The 19,101-nt window shown below is 53.6% G+C and carries 17 protein-coding genes; 3 read left to right on the forward strand and 14 right to left on the reverse strand.

Annotation, left to right across the window (positions count from 1 at the left end; all coding sequences use genetic code 11):
• Positions 1-8: 8 nt before the first annotated feature.
• Positions 9-1,706 (reverse strand): potassium-transporting ATPase subunit KdpA, encoded by a 1,698-nt coding sequence (gene kdpA, locus NL116_RS21835; RefSeq protein WP_494373990.1) that lies wholly within the window; start codon positions 1,704-1,706, stop codon positions 9-11.
• Positions 1,707-1,714: 8 nt separating this feature from the next.
• Positions 1,715-1,804: a K(+)-transporting ATPase subunit F gene (gene kdpF, locus NL116_RS21840; protein ID WP_007899818.1), complete on the reverse strand. Its 90-nt coding sequence runs from the start codon at positions 1,802-1,804 to the stop codon at positions 1,715-1,717.
• A 425-nt stretch (positions 1,805-2,229) separates the two neighbouring features.
• Between kdpF and eat the strand changes: the two genes are divergently transcribed.
• Positions 2,230-3,594, forward strand: coding sequence for an ethanolamine permease (gene eat, locus NL116_RS21845; RefSeq protein ID WP_494373991.1), 1,365 nt, complete (start codon positions 2,230-2,232; stop codon positions 3,592-3,594).
• 123 nt (positions 3,595-3,717) lie between these two features.
• The gene (locus NL116_RS21850) at positions 3,718-3,885 is read left to right on the forward strand and encodes a DUF2897 family protein (protein ID WP_081744012.1); all 168 of its coding nucleotides are present in this window, start codon (positions 3,718-3,720) and stop codon (positions 3,883-3,885) included.
• 44 nt (positions 3,886-3,929) lie between these two features.
• On the opposite strand, the gene NL116_RS21855 is transcribed toward NL116_RS21850, so the two are convergent.
• Together NL116_RS21855 and NL116_RS21860 are read right to left on the reverse strand one after the other, a co-directional pair.
• Complete coding sequence (locus tag NL116_RS21855) at positions 3,930-4,781, reverse strand: urea carboxylase-associated family protein (RefSeq protein ID WP_494373992.1); 852 nt, start codon at positions 4,779-4,781, stop codon at positions 3,930-3,932.
• A gap of 15 nt (positions 4,782-4,796) precedes the next feature.
• Positions 4,797-5,450 (reverse strand): GntR family transcriptional regulator, encoded by a 654-nt coding sequence (locus NL116_RS21860; protein WP_494373993.1) that lies wholly within the window; start codon positions 5,448-5,450, stop codon positions 4,797-4,799.
• 175 nt (positions 5,451-5,625) lie between these two features.
• Here NL116_RS21860 and NL116_RS21865 point away from each other — a divergent pair, with 175 nt between their 5' ends.
• Positions 5,626-6,183 carry a TetR/AcrR family transcriptional regulator gene (locus NL116_RS21865; RefSeq protein ID WP_494373994.1) on the forward strand — a complete coding sequence of 186 codons (558 nt, stop codon included), beginning with the start codon at positions 5,626-5,628 and terminating at the stop codon, positions 6,181-6,183.
• Here NL116_RS21865 and fabF read toward each other — a convergent pair.
• The 10 genes from fabF to NL116_RS21915 all read right to left on the reverse strand — a co-directional run bounded on the left by fabF (position 6,180) and on the right by NL116_RS21915 (position 19,083).
• Entirely contained in the window at positions 6,180-7,454 is a 1,275-nt protein-coding gene (fabF, locus tag NL116_RS21870; protein ID WP_494373995.1) for a beta-ketoacyl-ACP synthase II, read from the reverse strand. The two genes, NL116_RS21865 and fabF, sit on opposite strands and share 4 nt — an antisense overlap.
• Before the next feature lie 32 nt (positions 7,455-7,486).
• Positions 7,487-8,281 (reverse strand): SDR family NAD(P)-dependent oxidoreductase, encoded by a 795-nt coding sequence (locus tag NL116_RS21875; RefSeq protein ID WP_494373996.1) that lies wholly within the window; start codon positions 8,279-8,281, stop codon positions 7,487-7,489.
• A 205-nt stretch (positions 8,282-8,486) separates the two neighbouring features.
• A complete protein-coding gene (locus NL116_RS21880) occupies positions 8,487-8,822 on the reverse strand; it encodes a ComEA family DNA-binding protein (RefSeq protein WP_494373997.1) in 336 nt (111 codons plus the stop codon).
• Between the two features lie 112 nt (positions 8,823-8,934).
• A complete protein-coding gene (locus NL116_RS21885; protein WP_494373998.1) occupies positions 8,935-10,929 on the reverse strand; it encodes a polysaccharide biosynthesis protein in 1,995 nt (664 codons plus the stop codon).
• Positions 10,930-11,272: 343 nt separating this feature from the next.
• Positions 11,273-12,499, reverse strand: a complete 1,227-nt coding sequence (locus NL116_RS21890) for a glycosyltransferase family 4 protein (RefSeq protein ID WP_494373999.1) — start codon at positions 12,497-12,499, stop codon at positions 11,273-11,275.
• Positions 12,496-13,512 (reverse strand): glycosyltransferase, encoded by a 1,017-nt coding sequence (locus NL116_RS21895; RefSeq protein ID WP_494374000.1) that lies wholly within the window; start codon positions 13,510-13,512, stop codon positions 12,496-12,498. Before NL116_RS21895 ends, NL116_RS21890 begins: the two co-directional genes overlap by 4 nt.
• 5 nt (positions 13,513-13,517) lie before the next feature.
• Positions 13,518-14,540, reverse strand: coding sequence for a glycosyltransferase (locus tag NL116_RS21900; protein WP_494374001.1), 1,023 nt, complete (start codon positions 14,538-14,540; stop codon positions 13,518-13,520).
• 54 nt (positions 14,541-14,594) lie between these two features.
• On the reverse strand, positions 14,595-15,596 hold the full coding sequence (locus tag NL116_RS21905) for a lysylphosphatidylglycerol synthase transmembrane domain-containing protein (RefSeq protein ID WP_494374002.1): 1,002 nt from the start codon (positions 15,594-15,596) through the stop codon (positions 14,595-14,597).
• Positions 15,597-15,813: 217 nt separating this feature from the next.
• A complete protein-coding gene (locus tag NL116_RS21910) occupies positions 15,814-18,264 on the reverse strand; it encodes a hypothetical protein (RefSeq protein WP_494374003.1) in 2,451 nt (816 codons plus the stop codon).
• Positions 18,265-18,279: 15 nt separating this feature from the next.
• On the reverse strand, positions 18,280-19,083 hold the full coding sequence (locus tag NL116_RS21915) for a glycosyltransferase family 2 protein (RefSeq protein ID WP_494374004.1): 804 nt from the start codon (positions 19,081-19,083) through the stop codon (positions 18,280-18,282).
• Between the last annotated feature and the right edge of the window lie 18 nt (positions 19,084-19,101).

A 19,101-nucleotide genomic window follows, 5' to 3' on the forward strand; every position in this document is an offset into this window, starting at 1 on the left:
CTCCTTATTCAAAAGGCAGCCATGCTCAGATGTTCAGCAATCGGACCCAGCGCCAGCGTCGGCAAGAAGGTCAAACCACCCACCAGCAAAATGGTCACGGTTAGCAGGGTCACAAACAGCGGGCCATGGGTCGGGAAGCTGTTCTGGCCGATCGGTGCGGTTTTCTTCATCGCCAGGCTGCCGGCCAATGCCAGTACCGGGAGGATGTAACCGAAGCGACCGATCAACATGCCAAGGCCGAGCATCAGGTTGTGGAACGCGGTGTTGGCACCGAAGCCGCCGAACGCCGAACCGTTGTTGGCACTGGCCGAGGTGTAGGCGTAAAGCAACTGACTGAAACCGTGAGGGCCGGGGTTACTCACCGCCGCGACCGGACCCGGCAGACTCGCTGCAATCGCGCCGAGCACCAGCACGCCGACCGGCATCACCAGCAGGGTCACCACCAGCAGTTGCACTTCCCGGGCTTGCAGTTTCTTGCCGAGGTATTCCGGGGTGCGGCCGATCATCAGGCCGGCGAGAAACACCGCGATCAACACGTTGAGCAACATGCCGTAGAGCCCGGCACCGACGCCGCCGAAGATCACTTCGCCGACCATCATGTTGACCAGCGCGACCATGCCGCTCAGCGGGTTGAGGCTGTCGTGCATGCCGTTGACCGACCCGTTGGACGCCGCCGTGGTGGTCACCGACCACAGCACCGTGGCCGTGGTGCCGAAGCGTGCTTCCTTGCCTTCCAGCGGCGCGGTCTGTTCGACGGCGACGTTGTTCAGGGTCGGGTTCGGTTGGTATTCAGCCCACAGCGAGGTCGCACCGCCGATCAGGAACAGCGCCAGCATGCAGGCGATGATCGCGCGGCTCTGACGCAGGTCTTTGACGTAGTGGCCGAAGGTGAACACCAGAGCGACCGGAATCAGAATGATCGAGCCGACTTCGAACAGGTTGCTCCACGCCGTCGGGTTCTCGAACGGGTGCGCCGAGTTGACACCGAAGAAGCCGCCACCGTTAGTACCCAGTTGCTTGATCGCAATCTGGCTGGCAGCCGGGCCGAGGGGGATCACTTGATCGACGCCTTGCATCGTCACGGCATTCACGTACTGGGCGAAGGTTTGCGGCACGCCCTGCCAGACCAGATACAGCGCCAGCAGCAGGCACAGCGGCAGCAAGCCGTAGAGGGTAGCGCGGGTCATGTCGACCCAGAAGTTGCCCAGGGTCTTGGTCGACTTGCGACCGATACCGCGACACAGCGCAACCAATACCGCCAGGCCGGTGGCGGCACTGACGAAGTTTTGCACGGTCAGACCAACCATCTGGCTCAGGTAGCTCAGCGACGCTTCGCCGCTGTAGGCCTGCCAGTTGGTGTTGGTCATGAAGCTGACAGCGGTGTTGAACGCCAGCGTCCATTCCTGGCCCGGCAGGTTTTGCGGGTTCAGCGGCAGGTGATCCTGGAACAACAGGATCGCGAACAACAGCAAGAAGCCCGCGAGGTTGAAGGCGAGCAAGGCCAGGGTGTATTTCTGCCAGCTCTGTTCGGCTTGCGGATCAACGCCGGCCACGCGATAACAGCCACGCTCCACCGGCCCGAGAATCGGCGTCAGCCACGTGCGCTGACCTTCCATTACCTTGTAGCAGAAGCGCCCGAGGAACGGCGCCGGGACCAATACCACCGCGAAAAACGCGAGGATCAGCCAATAGTCATAACTGTGCATAGCCGCTCCTAGTTCCGGTCCGCGCGCAACAGCGCAACCAACAGATAAATGAACAGCCCCACTGCCAGTAGCAGTGACACTCCGTCCAGAACGCTCATGGAAGTTCTCCGTGTTACGGCGTATTGCCGCGTGTGGAGTCATTGTCGGCAGGGAGGCTGTAAAGGAACGAGATCGAGGGTGCGGGCGGGGCATAAAGAAAGCGTAAAGAGTGGGTTTATGCGGGCGTTACAGCAGATTTTTGCAGCGTCTGTCCGGGCCTCATCGCGGGCAAGCCCGGCTCCCACAGGTTTCAGTGGTGGAGCCGGATTTGGAGATTGACCCAAATCCTGTGGGAGCCGAGCTTGCTCGCGAGGGCGGCACAACTGAAACCCATGCCCTCAACTGGCGCATAAAAATGCGGACATCCAGCAGCGAACATCCCCGATACGACACCTTTTTACGCTTTACGACTGCTATCACCACACTGGCACGCCCACTGCAAACATCCTCCCCGAGCAATCCAAACCGTTCAGGGAGCAAGCGCATGAACACACAACTCAAACCCACACTGGGCACGTTGCACCTGTGGGGCATCGCCGTCGGGCTGGTGATTTCCGGTGAGTATTTCGGCTGGAGCTACGGCTGGGGCGTCGCGGGCACATTGGGCTTTCTGGTGACCTCGTTCATGGTCGCGACGATGTACACCTGCTTCATCTTCAGTTTCACCGAACTGACCACGGCGATTCCCCATGCCGGCGGCCCCTTCGCCTACAGTCGCCGCGCCTTTGGCGAAAAAGGCGGGCTGATCGCCGGACTGGCGACGCTGATCGAATTCGTCTTCGCCCCGCCGGCGATTGCTTTGGCAATCGGCGCCTACCTGAACGTGCAGTTTCCGGCCCTCGATCCGAAACACGCGGCAGTCGGCGCCTACATTGTGTTCATGGGCCTGAACATCCTCGGGGTGAAACTCGCGGCGACGTTCGAGCTGGTGGTCTGCGTGCTGGCGGTCGCCGAGTTGCTGGTGTTCATGGGCGTGGTTGCGCCGGCGTTCAGTTTCAGCAACTTCGCGTTGAATGGTTGGGCCGGTTCCGACGTTTTCGGTGCCCCGGCGATTGCCGGGATGTTTGCGGCGATTCCGTTTGCGATCTGGTTTTTCCTCGCCATCGAAGGCGCCGCCATGGCTGCCGAAGAAGCCAAGGACCCGAAACGCACGATTCCCAAGGCGTATATCAGCGGCATCCTGACCCTGGTAGTGCTGGCCATGGGCGTGATGTTCTTTGCTGGCGGCGTAGGCGACTGGCGTACCCTGTCGAACATCAACGATCCACTGCCGCAAGCGATGAAAACCGTGGTCGGTGAAAGCTCCGGCTGGCTGCATATGTTGGTGTGGATCGGCCTGTTCGGCTTGGTGGCGAGTTTCCACGGGATCATCCTTGGCTACTCGCGGCAGTTCTTCGCGCTGGCCCGGGCCGGTTATCTGCCGACTTACCTGGCCAAGCTGTCGCGCTTCCAGACGCCGCACCGGGCAATCATCGCTGGCGGCGTGATCGGCATCGCCGCCATTTACAGCGACGGCTTGATTAACCTCGGCGGCATGACACTGACGGCGGCGATGATCACCATGGCAGTGTTCGGTGCCATCGTGATGTACATCATGAGCATGCTCAGTCTGTTCAAACTGCGCAAAACCGAACCGAATCTTGAGCGGACGTTCCGTGCGCCGTGCTATCCGCTGGTGCCGATGATCGCGCTGGTACTGGCGGTGGTCTGCCTGGTGGCGATGGCCTGGTTCAACGCCTTGATCGGGCTGGTCTTCCTCGGCTTCATGGCGGCTGGTTTCATGTACTTCCTGCTGACCGCGCAATTGCGCGCTGATGCACCGGCAGACGCGATGCTGACCGGGCTGTAAACGCTTCAGGTGCAGTTGGCATATCAGGCATAGAATGGAACCACTGCGAAATTCCATCGCTCAAAGTGGTATGCACGATCGATTGGCGACCTCCGCCGATCGCCCTGCCTCAAGGAGAGCCCTATGCCCTGGTATGCCTGGTTGATTCTGGTCGTTGCAATCGGCTCGATCGTTGGTGGCTTGATGATGTTGCGAGACACCGCCACCAAGGTCGACCTGACCGAAGAGCAACGAAAACGCGTCGCTGAGCGCAATGCGGAAATGGATGCCAAGGAAGCACAGGACCGCTGACTTAGACCCCTGTCATTCTCAGCGAATGACAGGGTTTTTCTTTTTTATTGTTCCCAGTCGGCTTTGGCGATGTGCAAGCCATGCATGCCTTTGTACGCCGCACGCTCCGGTTGGCTCCAGCCTTCCAGGAGTGACTCCTCCAGCCGATAAATCTCCACGCCCAGAGGACGACATACGGTCAGGGGATCCTGCGCGTCTGGCCCCCACATGGCCAGCGACAGGTCACCACCTGGACAGGTCGAGAGCGCGCACAGCAAATCGATCTCGGCAAAGAACTCCAGGTAATCGCCCTTCTGCGCCGGACAGGCTTTCATGAAATAAAGGTCGTCGTGGTTGAGGCCGGTGCACTGGAAGATGTTCAGCACGTCATGCACGTCGAACTCGGTCAGGCCATGGGGCAACACGGCCCGGGTCAGGTTGGAGTGGCAGTGATGATGGAAGTCCTCGCCGGTGAGCATTTTGTTCACATAGGGATCGCAACGGGTGCCGAGCAAATCGTGCAGACGACCACCATGTTCGTCGATGCCATAGCTCGCCAGACTGTCGTCGGTAATGGTCACCAGCGGCCGCAAAAAGGGCAGGTTTGACCAGAGCCGGTCGTGGGTGCTGACGTGGGCGCCCTGCAATTGACGGGTGCGCGCAGCCCACAAGCGCTCCCGTGGGTCTTGGGCATTCCAGACGTTGAAATCCCCCACTTGCGGCCCGACCGGTGTGGTCACTCGAAACACATGGCCTGCCGGCACGTTCCAGGCGCGGCCAGTGCGGATAGGCACTTCAAACTGCTCGATCAGCGTACGCCTGTCCTTCGCATCTCGAATCCGCTCGTAGAAGGCTGTATCCACCTGCAACGCCGAGCCTTTGCTGACTTGATAGGCCGCCGGATAATCTTTGTACATGGCACAAATCCTCGATCAGTGATGGGAAGAAGGGGTACATATCTGCAACAGAAGGTGTTCCGAATCATCCAGGTAAAGGCTCATGGCATCCGCAGCTGCGCGGGTATCGCCCTCGGCCAGTAAGGCATGGATCTGCCGATCACGCGCCAGCCATGGCGCCTGAAAATGTGATTCATCGGGCGCGGTGGAGAACACCAGGCGCAATTGCGCGACGACGTTGGTGAAGAACTCATCAAACAACGGACTGCGCAGCAACCCGACAATGTGTTGATGAAAGGCCAGGCTGTGAGTGCCAACGGCACGCCAGTCCTCGCGTTCCCTGGCCAGCTCGGTGGCTTCCAGGGCCTGGAGCATCCGTTCGGATTGATCGTCGCGCAGCGGCTGACTGGCGTTGATGGCTTGCAGTTCCAGGGTGCGCCGGACCTTGAACAAGTCCCGCACGTCCACGACGCCTAGCCTGCGCACGCTCACCCCTTTGTTGCGGACATACACGGTCAAGCCTTCCTGGCCCAAGCGGTGCAACGCTTCGCGGATCGTGTTGCGAGAAGCGTTATAAGCAGACACCAGATCGTTTTCTACCAACGCCATGCCGGGCACCAAACGGCCGCCAATAATGTCGGCTCGCAATTCCAGTGTGATGTGATCGGCCAGGGATTGCCCGTTGCTCATGCGCTTCGCCTTATGATTGTTCAACAATCTCTGGCAAGTGGGTAATCACTATCCGTGCCAGTTCACGCCCCGCTTAAGACGGAGTTAGACGCTTCTGCATGCTTTATAGAAGTAGAAGTACAAACACCATCTTATTTTCATTGGTTAAGATGGCGCATTGTTGCGGAGATTTCAGATGCGTTACTCGCAGGACCATAAAGCCCAGACCCATCAGCGCATCATCAAGGAAGCCTCCGCGCGATTCCGCCGCGACGGTATTGGTGCGACCGGCCTGCAACCGCTGATGAAAGCGTTGGGGCTGACCCATGGCGGCTTTTACTCGCACTTCAAGTCCAAGGACGAACTGGTTGAAGAGGCATTACAAGAGGCTGGCGATCAGTGCGCCGTGGTGTGTGCCGAGCTGTTCGCCGAGGATCGACCGCTGGAAGCGTTCATCGACACTTATTTATCGGAATGGCACCAGACTTCGCCACATGAAGGATGCCCGTTGCCGACCATGTCCTCGGAACTTGGCTTGCGTGGGCAGCCAAGTCCAACCTCGGACGTGGTGCTGAACGCACGGCTTCAACAAATAGAGAGCACCCTTGAAGGCGAAGATGCCGCTGACCAGAGCGTCTTCATCATGTCCGCCCTGGTCGGCGCATTGTTGCTATCGCGCAGTGTCGAGAGTCCGGAACTGGCTCAGCGGATTCTCGACGTGACCCGCGCATTCCTTAAACAACCCCAGGATTAACCCTGCCAGCGCTTGAACAGCACGCTGGCATTGACCCCACCAAACCCGAAGCCGTTGGACAACGCGTACTCGATAGCCATTGGCCGTGCCTGACCGTGGACGATGTCCACACCGTGCGCCGCCGGGTCAGGGTTATCGAAATTCAAGGTGGCCGGCACGATCTGATCGCGAATCGCCAACAGCGTGAAAATCGCCTCGATCCCGCCAGCGGCACCGAGCAAATGCCCGGTCGCCGATTTGGTCGACGTGACCGCCACCTTGTTGTCTGAGCCGAACAACGACTTGATCGCGGCTAATTCGCCGAGGTCGCCTACCGGCGTCGACGTAGCGTGCGCATTGAGATGTTGCACCTGGGCTGCTGAAATACCAGCCTGCGCCAATGCCAGCGACATCGCCCGGCGCGCACCGTTGCCATCTTCGGGACCCGCCGTCAGATGGTAGGCATCGGCGCTGGTGCCGTAGCCGACCAACTCGGCTAAAGGTTGCGCCCCTCGCGCCAAGGCATGCTCCAGAGATTCAATCACCAGGAGTCCTGCGCCCTCACCCATCACAAAGCCGTCACGATCACTGTCGAACGGCCGGGAAGCACGCTCCGGAGTTTCGTTGAAACCGCTGGACAAGGCACGCGCCGCCGCGAACCCGGCAAGGCTGACCCGATCGATCGCTGCCTCAGCGCCACCGCACACCGCAATGTCCGCTTCGCCACAACGAATCAGCCGCGCGGCATCCCCCATCGCTTGAACCCCTGCCGCGCACGCTGTCACCGGAGCGCCCAACGGACCTTTGAATCCGTGCCGGATCGACACATGGCCAGCCGCTAGATTGACCAGGAACGAAGGGATGGTGAAAGGCGACAGTCGCCGTGGACCACGGCTGTCGGTGGTGCGCACCGCGTCGGCAATCGCGCCGAATCCGCCAACGCCGGAACCGATAATGGTTGCCGTGCGTTCTTGGGCTTTCGCGTCCGGTGCTTGCCAACCGGCCTGCTCCAATGCCTGCCGCGCAGCTTCCATGGCAAACAGTATGAAGCGGTCCATCTTCTTCTGCTCTTTGGGTGGCGTCGCCCGATCCGGATCAAAACCCGCCTCGGCGTCCTCCTCGGCAGTCGGCACCACACCGCCCACCTTCGCTGGCAAATCGGCGACCACTTCGTCCGGCAACCTTCGCAAACCGGAACGTCCGGCCAGCAGACGCTCCCAGACCGCTTCTACACCGCTACCCAGCGGAGACACCAGACCCATGCCGGTGACAACTACTCGACGATCACTCATGCCGTAATTACCTCAATTCGGTTGAAGGTGTTTCATTTGTAACGTGTGGCGGCGGTGCTTTTGGAAAGATTCGGAGCCATGACCAGGCGGGCCTTTACAAAGTCGTTCCACTCGGAGGCGTTTGGCAACGATGGAATGGTGATCAGTTCGCCCTGATCCAGGCCGGATAACGCGGCATCCACCATTTCACCTGCTTCCATGACCATCTCCGCCGGAATCTGGCTGGCGTCGATACCGGAGCGTTCCCAGATCTCGGTGCGCGTGACGCCCGGCAAAACGGCTTGAACCTTGACCCCGGTGCCTTCCAGTTCGGCATTCAAGGACTGGGTCAGACTTAACACATACGCTTTACTGGCGCTGTAGGTCGCATTGAAGCGCTCGGGAAACAAGGCCACCACCGACGCAATATTGATGATCGATCCCCGCCCCGCCTTGGCAAAACCGGCAGCTGCCGCCGATGCCAGGCGTGTAACCGTGGTGACGTTCAATTGAATCAGCTTCTCCAAGTGTTCCATGTCGGCATTCGCCAGCAGACCATCCGACGCGACGCCTGCGTTGTTCAGCAACAGACTGATACTCGAGTCGCTGCGAAGCCGTTGTTCGATCTTCAGCACATCATCCTTTTGTGTCAGGTCTGCCTTGATCACTTCCACCTGAACACCGTGTTCGGCGCGCAATTTCCTCGCTGCCGTCTCAAGCCGCTGCTCGTCGCGAGCGACCAACAGCAAATCAAAACCACGCGCTGCCAACCGCTCAGCGTAAATCGCACCGATACCGGAAGAGGCACCGGTGACAAGGGCCGTACCTTGGGACTGGGTGGACGTCATGACTGTGCTCCAGGGAAATGCTTGAGGAAAGTGAGCGTCTGAACATCAGAACGCCTCAGCGGCAAACAAGCGAATTATAGGCATAATATTATGGGCATATGATAGCCGTAATTTATAGTGCGCCGATGAAAGGCGACTCACCGCCCAATCGCCAGAATGCAAAAAGGGCCGGTCAATGACCGGCCCCTGGCGTTGAGTTACAAGCTTAGTTCACCTGAAGCTTTTCGCGGTTCTTGTCCAGAATCGCTTTCCCTATTCCCTTCACTTCCAGCAGTTCATCTACGGACGAAAATGGCCCATTACTTTCACGATAAGCAACAATCGCCTTGGCTTTGGCCTCCCCGATACCGGACAGCTCACGCTGCAATGTCGGTGCATCGGCTTCATTGAGATCGACTTTGCCAGATTGCGTCTTAGGAGAAACTTCCATTACCAAAGGTGCATTTCCCACTTCGGATTTCACCGCGGGCGCGGCAATTGTGGCAACAGAGGTGCTGGTGAGAAGGGCAAAAACCAAAGAGTAAAAATAGCCAGTACGCATAGATGAAGCTCCATAACATCGTTTGAGAAAGCAGCTTTTCCGAAGCTGCCTTCCAAACTTAGGCTATGTAGTGGAGCTGTCAAAAGTGTGTCGGTTACAGGATGTGAAACAATCAGGGTTCGAGGCGGCGTTGTTGGTAGATCCAATCGACGATTTCGCCGTCGGGGGTGTAGCCGCTGACGGTTTCGCGCAGGATCTGGCGGACGCGAGCGTAGTCGTCCTGTTCAACGGCCCCCAGTAACTCCGTCAAACGCCCCTTGAGCACGTCCCAGGGTAGGTGGTCTTCGTTGGCACTCATGATCATCGGATGCTGGGTGGCCGCGACGTTGTCACCAATCAACAACTCCTCATACAGTTTCTCGCCCGGGCGCAGCCCCGTAAACTCTATGGAGATATCCCCTTGCGGATTCTTCTCCGAACGAATGCTCAATCCCGACAGGTGAATCATTTTCTCAGCCAGTTCGACAATCTTCACCGGCTCGCCCATGTCCAGGACGAACACATCGCCGCCCTGCCCCATGGAGCCGGCCTGGATCACCAATTGCGCGGCTTCAGGAATGGTCATGAAATAACGAGTGATCTTCGGGTGGGTGACCGTCAACGGGCCACCGGTCTTGATCTGGCGGTGGAACAGCGGAATGACTGAACCCGACGAGCCCAGCACATTGCCGAAACGAACCATGGTGAAACGGGTTTTGTTAACGCGCGACACATTAGCCTTGTCGCCGAACAAGACGGGGGCAATTTCACGGCTCAATGCTTGAAGGGTCAACTCGGCGAGACGTTTGGTGCTGCCCATCACATTGGTGGGGCGAACAGCCTTGTCAGTGGAGATCAGCACAAAGTTGGAAACACCCGATTGCAATGCCGCCTGCGCCGTATTGAGCGTCCCAATTACATTATTCAATACGCCTTCGGCAATGTTGTGCTCCACCATCGGGACATGCTTGTAAGCGGCAGCGTGGTAAACGGTATCCACACGCCAGGTCTTCATGACATCGAGAAGTTTATGCTGATGACGGATGGAACCAAGGATGGGTAACAACTTGATCGATACCGACTCACGAATGCCCCGCTGTTCCAGTTCCGAGAGAATGCTGTAAAGGTTGAATTCACTGTGTTCGAAGAGCAGAAGCGTGGTCGGTCTTAACCAGAAGATCTGACGGCAAAGTTCTGAGCCAATCGAACCGCCGGCCCCGGTGACCATGACCGTCTTGCCTTTAATGCAACGTTCAAGCAAATCAGGTTGCGCCGGAACGGCGTCACGTCCCAGCAGGTCCGCGATGTCGACTTCCTGAATGTCCTCGACCTTCACTCGACCGCTGGCCAGATCGGTGAAATTAGGCACGCTGCGCACATGCAGCGGGTAACCTTCCAGCAAATTGAGAATTTCCCGGCGCCTGGCTCGTGTCGAAGATGGCAGCGCCAGTAGAATTTCCTGCGCACCGGTCACGTCGATCATTTGCTGGATATGTTTGGGCTTGTAGACCTGCAGCCCGGAAATAGAGCGGTCGGCAATGCTGGAATCGTCATCGATAAACGCGACCGGACGCATGACCCGGCCCATCCGCATGGCTGCCACCAACTGGTTGCCCGCCACACCTGCACCGTAGATAGCCACTTTGGTCAAACCATCATCGCGACTGGTGAAGGGGACATGCTGCGCAGCGGTGAACCAGTCACCCATGAAGTACTGACGCATGCAAAGACGCAGGCCTCCAATAATCACTAAGCTGAGCCACCAGTAGTTGAAAATAATGGAGCGCGGGACGACAGCCTCGTGGTTGCTATACCAGTAAACCACCAGCGCCAGGATCAACGATGAGAGGCTGACCGCCTTGATAATGGCAACCAAGGCATCGTTGCCAAAATAGCGCATGACAGCACGGTACATGCCGAATCGGATGAACAAAGGAATCGCGACAACCGGAGCGCAGACGAAAAGCCAGAAGTGGACTTTGAAAGGATTGATCATCTCATCAATCCCCAACCGCACGATAAACGCCATCCACAGCGCCATCCAAACGAGAACGACGTCTGTCAGCACCTGAATCAACCGCTTCTGTCGACGCGGCAGTGCCAGCAAAAACATGCGCAGTTTATCCATATACCCCTGTTCCAATCTGCCTACTCCCTTGCTTGACCCGGTAAAACCCATTGTACGTAGGTAGGCTGAGCCATCACAGAAAAAAAACGACGAGAGGAGGTGTCAGTGACCGTGTACCGGGCCCCGTTTTGGCGGACGGACGATAACCATTTTGAATTTTGACGACTCAGACAACCATCCCACTACCTGCTCAAGGTAGCTCATGCGCAGCGTACATGACAGGAACGATCTGTTTTGAAAACGTCGGTCTGTGAGGTTTCAAATCGCTGACTTAAGTCACAAAAGGGTCTTTTGGGTTGATGCGTGGCGAGTCGAAAATGGCTGGAAGGCTGCTCCTGTGCATTCATTCGTGGTATTCATGAACAACGCTGTCGAAATGCTCAATCAACTGACTAACCCGAGCAGGCAGATGAAAATGGCTTAGAAAATATGCTCTTCCACTTTCTCCCATCATTTCAAGCCGCTTACGGTCACTTCCGTATAACTCGAGTACTGCCTCAGACAACTGCAAAGGGTTTTCCGCCGCACAACCAAGCCCGGCCTTAGCGTCCGCCAGTACCTGTGCCGTCTGACCGTTGCAACTGGCAATAATAGGTTTGCCTGCAGCCAGATAACTTTGAAACTTGCTGGGCACCGTTGCCGCCAGAATCGGGTCATCGCGCAGGGTTAGCAGCAAAACTGAAGAAGCGTCGTAAATGCTCGTAATTTCCTCCGGCGAAACACGCCCGAGCAACTCGATATTGGGCAAATGCTGGTCATTGATCATGTTCGCAATCGTGTTTTCCATGCTTCCGCTGCCGACTACAAAAAAACGTATATCTTCGTAGGTCTGTAAAATTCTGGCGGCTTCAACAATGGTCGTACACGACTGAGCTATCCCGATGTTTCCAGCAAAAACCACGGAGAAGTGGCTCGAAATGCGGCTTAGCACCCTCCCCCTCAGATCATTTGCACCGGTTGATTCAGCAGCCGAGTTAGGGAAAAACTTTATTTTCACCCAATTGTTGGATAGGCGTTGGACCGAGTCACGGAACCCTTCGGACTGAATCAATATTGAATCCGAGAAACGATAAATGTATCGGACAACGTACTCTATGATTTTGAGGACGCGGCGATTTTTAACAAAGCCGGTGGCCTGCAAGGACTCAGGCCATATATCCTGAACCCATAAAACAAGCGGGGCTCGCTTGAGCCAGGACACAAAAATCGCAGGCATTGCCTGAAGCAAGGGTGAAGGTGCGTAAACAAAGACCACATCAAATTTGCGCCCACGCAGTGCCCATGGCCCCAGCAAATAACCCGACGCGATGAAGGACAGGTAATTAAGTATCAGGCCTTTGGCCGAGCTTTTTCCTCTGGAACGCAATGGGAGCCTGATTATCTCAACACCTTCACGCTGCTCAATCTGAACGCCCAGAGCGCGGTAACCTGAGAAGATCTCACCATCGGGGTAGTTCGGTTTGCCAGTCAGGACCGTGACGTCTGCACCTTGCCTGCATAACTCACCAACCACTTGGTTGATATGAAAGTTCTCTGGCCAGAAATATTGTGTCCATACCAGCACTCTCATCGCAGTACTTCTTCCAGAAACACCTGAGGACCGTGCATCGGTTGAGGGCATTCAGCTATACCGAGATGGCGCTTGACCGCCCGGGCGATAGAGACGTGGGAATCAGGATTGAAGGTTTCAACCGGTTTGACAACGTCTCGAACGTAATCAAGTTCGGCAGCGATAATAGGCAGATTTCGCTCTTTGGCTTCAATCAATGGTAATCCCAGTGACTCGGTTGTAGAGGGATATATCAACGCCGCCGATTGGTCATACAATGCTGAGACCTCAATTGGAGTGAGCTGCCCAAGGTTAGAAACGTTTAGCTGCCACTGCAGCGTCATTTGGTCAATCAGGGCGCAAAACGATGATCCTGAAGGCACCGTCAGTGCCAGACTCGGACGTATCCCTTGTTCCGCCAACAGACACCACGCTTCCAAGAGTTTATGGTGGTTTTTGTGAGGATCTGCACTGGCAATGTACACAAAATCAAAACGACTACCCTTCGCCATACTGGTACTGTGACTCGAAACAACAAATGGGCAGATAACGACGACTGCCTGCGGACCCAAATATTTTTGGGCTTGCATCGCCATGGAAGGTGTCTGAACGATAAATTTTTTGACTCTGCGGGACAGCGCCTTGATCAACAGTCTTTCCACGGACAAACGAACTCTCGCCCTGAAAGGGTAGTCTTGCAGCGTGTCCTTGGTCAGAAGAATCCTGTTCTGCAAAAAAACGGTCACCTCACCCTTCAAGGGGAATAACGGTACTAAACCGTGAAAGCACAGCACAACATCCTGATGCGAAACCCGGCACCAAAGGCGCAACTCAGCCACCAGTCTAGAGAGGAGTGTCGGGCGGACAAAGCGTCTTTCTCCTCGAGTAGGTGGCAAATACCCTTCTGCGCGAATATCCAGGTGCTCAAAATCAATGCTCAACTCAGGCGCCGAATACAGCGCCTGCAGAAGCGTCAGCCCTCCACCGACGTGTACATTGGGAGCATGTAAAAACAGCTTTTTCTTAATATTCAAGGAAACTAACGGCCTCGATGGAAAGTCAGCATACGAGCGACAAATCGGCGTATAGCCTGTCTGGCTTGAGGTGAAAATAATGTACGGGCAAGTCGCCTTGCGATCCTGACGCTGGAAGCGACCAATTGTGCGCCAAGAACCCGGACGAAAGAAGCTCCGTACTTTCGCGCCATGCCTGCGCAATATTTCGCTGCGCCATAAAACCCTCGCTGCCAAAGCCTCGATGCCAGTCGCAGATAGCTGGCGCCGATCTCTGAAGGCGTATTTCCGGGTACCTCAAAAGGCTCAATCGACTTCACAAACCCCAAGTAAAGGTTTCCCGCTTCTTCGAAAGCCAGGTCGGCGATCTTGTGCGTATCCTGATGGGCGTGGCTTCGAGCCCCTACCAGCACCTTGGGAATGTGAACAAAGCGATGGTCAATCGCCATTCGAAACCAAAGCTCGTAGTCCTGTGTCGTTCGTAAACGCTCGTTGAAAAATCCTGCGGTATCGAACGCTGATCGTGGGATCAATAAACTGCAACCGTGTAATGCGCTCTCGGAGGTGAGCCAGTAGCGAAAGTGCTCAGGGTGCACGCCAGGCATAGTTACCGGTGTAGCGTTCGCTACACGGTTATCGGTAAAAATTGAGTAGTCGGAGTAAACGATGGTTCGTGGAATCCCATACGCCGACAGGAATGCGATCTGGGTGGCGATCTTCTCTTTGACGTAGAGATCATCGTGGCTGAGCCAGGAAAAATACTCACCTGACATTTCCTGTATTGCTAGATTCAATGCAGATGCAACACCGCCATTCTCTTTCGACACATAACGAATTGCGCCACCAAACGACTGAGCTACGCGTTCTGTTGCACCACCGTCATTGCTACCGTCATTAACTACGATAATTTCAGTAGCTTCGTAGGTTTGGGCAAGAGCACTGTGTATTGCATCAGCCAGAAAGTTAGCACCGTTATACACGGGTATAACAATCGTAACCAACGGCTTAAAACTACCAGACACAGGATTTGCCTCGCGGGGAAAACTCATACCTATGACCACCCTGCTCCTGCCCGACATCAAAAATAGCGCATGCAGAATTCATTAGTGCAAACTCGACTTTTTATAAAATTTCGCGCCACTAAAAACTATCGAAATGATCATACCGGGAATGTTGACGATCAACATACCCACTCGAAAACCAAGATAAATCGTTGCAAAAGGAGCAACACGAGCTGAGAGTTCAACGCACACTCTAGAGAACACTGACTCACCCACTCCCAGCCCGCCAGGCGTAATGGGAATAACAGAGAACAGATTGCCAAATACACCTGCCATCGCGGTAACCTGCGGGTTTGCAGAGAATGAAAATATAGACGCAATCATTACCATGCCGACGATGACGACACCTGTCGCCAACACTGACAACCCCCAACAAACAATCAAGGTCGGCCATGCCCGAAAATATATAAGAATGGTAACGCCAAAAGGATGCAAGTAATGACGAACCTTGGCAGGAAAATAATCGATTACCGAAAAACGTAAAGCAAAAAAAATGCCGAGCATCGCAAGCACTACGCCAGCAACGGAAATATAAACAAGCAACTTCAGTAAACTTATATATTTAAGTACATCGGTACCAAGTGCAAGGTCAGCCTTGAGGAAAAAAGTTAGCATTGCGGCGATTGAAACCAAGCCTATCATCGCGAAAACACGATCAGCTACGATGGATAGTAACGCAGTGGATCTGCCGCTTTCCAATAGCCGAAAAATTTGCACTCCCTTAACTGCATCCCCCCCAGCAGCCCCGGGTAACCAAGTAGAAAAGAAACTACCAATCAACTGAAGGTTTATAACAACTCCCAGTGGGATGTTGTTGGCTGCGGCTCGCAGTAACAACCACCAACGCAACCCACTGATCAAAATTCCAAAAAAAAGACAGATTAACGCAGGGATAAAAAAATTCAGGTTTTTGAAAACAACCGATATCGACTCAAAATCCAGCTGACCGCTACTCAGAAGAAAGGAAATCAACACAGCAGCCAGCGCTATTTTGACAATTAGGAAAATGTGGCCTTTTTTTATACAACCCATAAAATCCAGCACTCATTCTTGACATTATTAAAAAACGCAAGCAGAAGATTTAAAACTACTACGATAACAACTCAGATCCTAATCACCTGCCGGACTTTACGGCCGAGTATAGATAAACCAGCTAGGTTTTTCATCTACAAAGTGATGTCTTAACATCAAGCCGTCGCCTGACACACCTAGGGGAATCGTCGGTCGCTCAATCAAGCTCACCTCCCCTATTCAGGATCGCTCAGTGCGCCAGACCCAATCGCCGATGAACGAGTGGATCAAGATGCTTGCGTCGCCCGACCAAAATCATTAGCAGCAAGAACATAGACAACGAAGCAGCAATTGCCCACGGCAAAGTCCGTGGCTGATACTCCATCCGTATAATATATTTCCCAGCAGGTACTACCACCCCTCTAAAAGCTTTATTCACTTTTATGATAGGCACTTTCTTCCCATTCAATACAGCAGCCCAATTAGCATGCCAGTTATCCGTCAGCACCACCAAAGATTCATGTTCAACCTCACCCGAAATAACCACCTCGGCATTTCTATAAGTATCTATAGAAGCAGGAGCAAGGTGCTTCCGGTAATCTTCCGACAATACCGCTTCTTCTTTGCCCCCCCCAGCCATTGTGCTGACTGAAAAAACGCGAGGAGCCACATTTCTATTTTCGATAACGACAGTGGCTAAATCTCTATACACTTCATTAAACCCAAGACCTTTGAGTTTTTCCTGATAAGCCGTATAACTCGAAGGCAACAAAAAATACTTAACGCCTATAAAATCAATTGACTTCCAGTCAAAAGAATTTCTCCCGGGCAAGTCTCGAATCGAAATCAACGACGGAAATGAACCTAGGGGTGCACCGGGATGAGCTCCCAGCCTTTGACTACTTTCCAAGTTTATGGATGAATAAAAGAAATCCCTATACGCGGGCAGCCCACCTTGATTAAGAGTAGTCACCTCCTGAATATTAAAGGCCGAGCCGAGTTCAGGATATAAGCCACTCTGCCCAAAATTTAACGTACGATAAACTCCTATATGATTTTTTACGTACTGGAGTGCCGGTGGCATATTATTGAAGAGATCATTTCTTTGAAATCGAATCATTTTTCCCGAGGCCATAAGCTCAACAAACATTACGACTATAACAATCAATAGCAACGAATATGCAACCTGTCTATTGACCCACCACTTGTGGACTACCAAAAGCACACCAACCAATACCAGTAGCAACACAATAGACATCAGCGCGCCTATTTTGTAATCCAGTCGAGGCGACTGAAGGCCGAACATATAATAAATTTTAACGAGCGCACATATTCCGACAAACATCAATACAACGCTTGGCCACATTTTAAAATTTTTAGACTGTAGGTTATTAACGCCAACACCAACAAGGACAACCATTGGAAACATAATGACTGGCCACCAATACTGACTGCCAATATTCCCAATAATTGGTAATTTCGAGAAAACCACCTGAATCCATATAGGGTCGAACAAACGGACTACTACGAATGCACAGCTTGCTTGGCATAGCACGACCAACCATTTCAACTGTGTAAAACGTTTTGCAACCGCACACCCAGCAAGGCCAATCGCTATAACACCGCTATGAAATACAGTGTTACCCGTGAAAGATAAGCCTGTGCCCTCGAATGAAACGGCGTTAGGCTCTGCCGCGTTATAGGACTCGAAAAAATGCGAAGAAGAAAAGAAAGAAGCTACTGCGTTCGGAAATCTGAGACTCGAAAAATTTCTTTTAGAATAATCCTCAAGAGTACCAATACTTCTCAAATTTTCGATTAACGGAAAGTAAAGAGGGGCTAACAATAGAACGACTGCAAACAAACTCATTCCTAGCATCACGATTAATGTCAGACCAAGCCTTATCGAATATCGACCACTTTGAACATGACCAATCAAAAACCCGCCGACAATAATCCCGATCGCGATCAGCGACGTGATAGTCGTCGGCATAAAAGTGCAGGAAAAAAATAGTGCAAACGCAAGGACAGCCATACTCCACCGAAACACTGTAGCACGATCAATAAACATTAAGGCAGTATAGATGCATACGGGCACATAAAAATAACTTTGGGTTACATTTGAACCAAGATTGGCTGTTATGTAGCCATTCAAAAGATAAAATACACTGGCCGCTGTTGCCGCTGCGGGAGAAAGTTCGAGAACTTCCCGCACGATACGGTAAATGAAGAATACGCCGAAATACAGCGCCATCAGAATGACAACATTGAAGACCAGGGAACCTCCACCCAAGATCGCATTGACCAGAGTCATCGCTGAAAACTTCTGGTCAACCAGCGCTTCCGGTCCTAAAGCACCTGCCGCCGAATATGGATTCCAATAAGGAGACTCACCAGTTTTAATAGCGTGCGCCATGAATTCGATCATGGGTTCCGATTGATAAATGGCACCGCCATTATCATTGTACCCTGCCCACCACCCTATCGAATTGGGGATAGGGTAAAACGGACGCAGAGGAATTCCATTAACTGCCGCATTTACCTGATCCGTTAACCGCAGACTGGCATGATTAAATACCACATCAGGAAAAGCGGTTAATATCAGGACAAGCGCTATCGCACAAGCTTCAAGGACACACCGACTTATTGGCAATCGTTTTAATAACGAGGCGATTAAATTAGCACCAGATGTCCAATACATTATCCGCACACACCATCAGAACCAGTAAACAAGTTTGGTTTTATGCAAAAAGGCTCGAACCAGGCAATATCCGAAACCAAATCCTTCCTTGCGAAAAATAAATTTTGATACCCCACGCTCGCGCACACCTTGTGCGCCTGCGATATATTTGACCTCCCCGCCCATAAGAATAGATTTGAAAGTAATTTCCGGGCTGATACTAAATCTGTTTTGGCTGAGTCCTAACCCTAACGTCTCTCTTCTTCGAAACATCTTGAACGCATAAGTCGAGTCAGGAATGTAATGACCCACCGCGATCCGCACTCCGATTCGGAAGAAGAATTGAAAAAATTTGTATTTGAAGGGAATAGTACCGTCATCACCCTCCTGGATATAACGGGAGCATTGCGCTAGTACGGCGCCCCCTTCCATCTCGCGGTAAAGCGCGGGAATCAGGTGAATAGGATCAACCGCATCCGCCGAGACGAAAATGCAGTAGCGGCCAATACCATGCGACGCACCGTACCGAACAACAGCACCGTAGCCACGGCGATGCAAGGAACGACTGATAACTCGAACAGGAAGTTGATCGCTGTTGGCTTGCCCCCAGGCGGAGGCGAGACTGTAAGTCTCATCATCACTTTTATCATCAACCACGATGATTTCAGTGGTGAATGCCTGGCCGGTGACCGCGGCTTTGACGCTGTCCAGAATGCCCACAATGTTTTCCGCCTCATTCAGGCAGGGGATAACAATAGTCAGGTCAATTGGATCCTCAACGGATGAAGCCGCTCTTGAAAAATTTTCAAGCGGTGAGTGAATCGATTCATTTATGGTCATTTTGCCCCCTAAATTGAA

The organism is Pseudomonas sp. FBCC-B1667 (assembly GCF_059133255.1).

What these genes read in the sequence shown, in the direction of transcription:
- kdpA (WP_494373990.1), bottom strand. Translation starts at nt 1,706, where the DNA reads ATGCACAGTTATGACTATTGGCTGATCCTCGCGTTTTTCGCGGTGGTA.
- kdpF (WP_007899818.1), bottom strand. Translation starts at nt 1,804, where the DNA reads ATGAGCGTTCTGGACGGAGTGTCACTGCTACTGGCAGTGGGGCTGTTC.
- eat (WP_494373991.1), top strand. Translation starts at nt 2,230, where the DNA reads ATGAACACACAACTCAAACCCACACTGGGCACGTTGCACCTGTGGGGC.
- NL116_RS21850 (WP_081744012.1), top strand. Translation starts at nt 3,718, where the DNA reads ATGCCCTGGTATGCCTGGTTGATTCTGGTCGTTGCAATCGGCTCGATC.
- NL116_RS21855 (WP_494373992.1), bottom strand. Translation starts at nt 4,781, where the DNA reads ATGTACAAAGATTATCCGGCGGCCTATCAAGTCAGCAAAGGCTCGGCG.
- NL116_RS21860 (WP_494373993.1), bottom strand. Translation starts at nt 5,450, where the DNA reads ATGAGCAACGGGCAATCCCTGGCCGATCACATCACACTGGAATTGCGA.
- NL116_RS21865 (WP_494373994.1), top strand. Translation starts at nt 5,626, where the DNA reads ATGCGTTACTCGCAGGACCATAAAGCCCAGACCCATCAGCGCATCATC.
- fabF (WP_494373995.1), bottom strand. Translation starts at nt 7,454, where the DNA reads ATGAGTGATCGTCGAGTAGTTGTCACCGGCATGGGTCTGGTGTCTCCG.
- NL116_RS21875 (WP_494373996.1), bottom strand. Translation starts at nt 8,281, where the DNA reads ATGACGTCCACCCAGTCCCAAGGTACGGCCCTTGTCACCGGTGCCTCT.
- NL116_RS21880 (WP_494373997.1), bottom strand. Translation starts at nt 8,822, where the DNA reads ATGCGTACTGGCTATTTTTACTCTTTGGTTTTTGCCCTTCTCACCAGC.
- NL116_RS21885 (WP_494373998.1), bottom strand. Translation starts at nt 10,929, where the DNA reads ATGGATAAACTGCGCATGTTTTTGCTGGCACTGCCGCGTCGACAGAAG.
- NL116_RS21890 (WP_494373999.1), bottom strand. Translation starts at nt 12,499, where the DNA reads ATGAGAGTGCTGGTATGGACACAATATTTCTGGCCAGAGAACTTTCAT.
- NL116_RS21900 (WP_494374001.1), bottom strand. Translation starts at nt 14,540, where the DNA reads ATGAGTTTTCCCCGCGAGGCAAATCCTGTGTCTGGTAGTTTTAAGCCG.
- NL116_RS21910 (WP_494374003.1), bottom strand. Translation starts at nt 18,264, where the DNA reads ATGTATTGGACATCTGGTGCTAATTTAATCGCCTCGTTATTAAAACGA.
- NL116_RS21915 (WP_494374004.1), bottom strand. Translation starts at nt 19,083, where the DNA reads ATGACCATAAATGAATCGATTCACTCACCGCTTGAAAATTTTTCAAGA.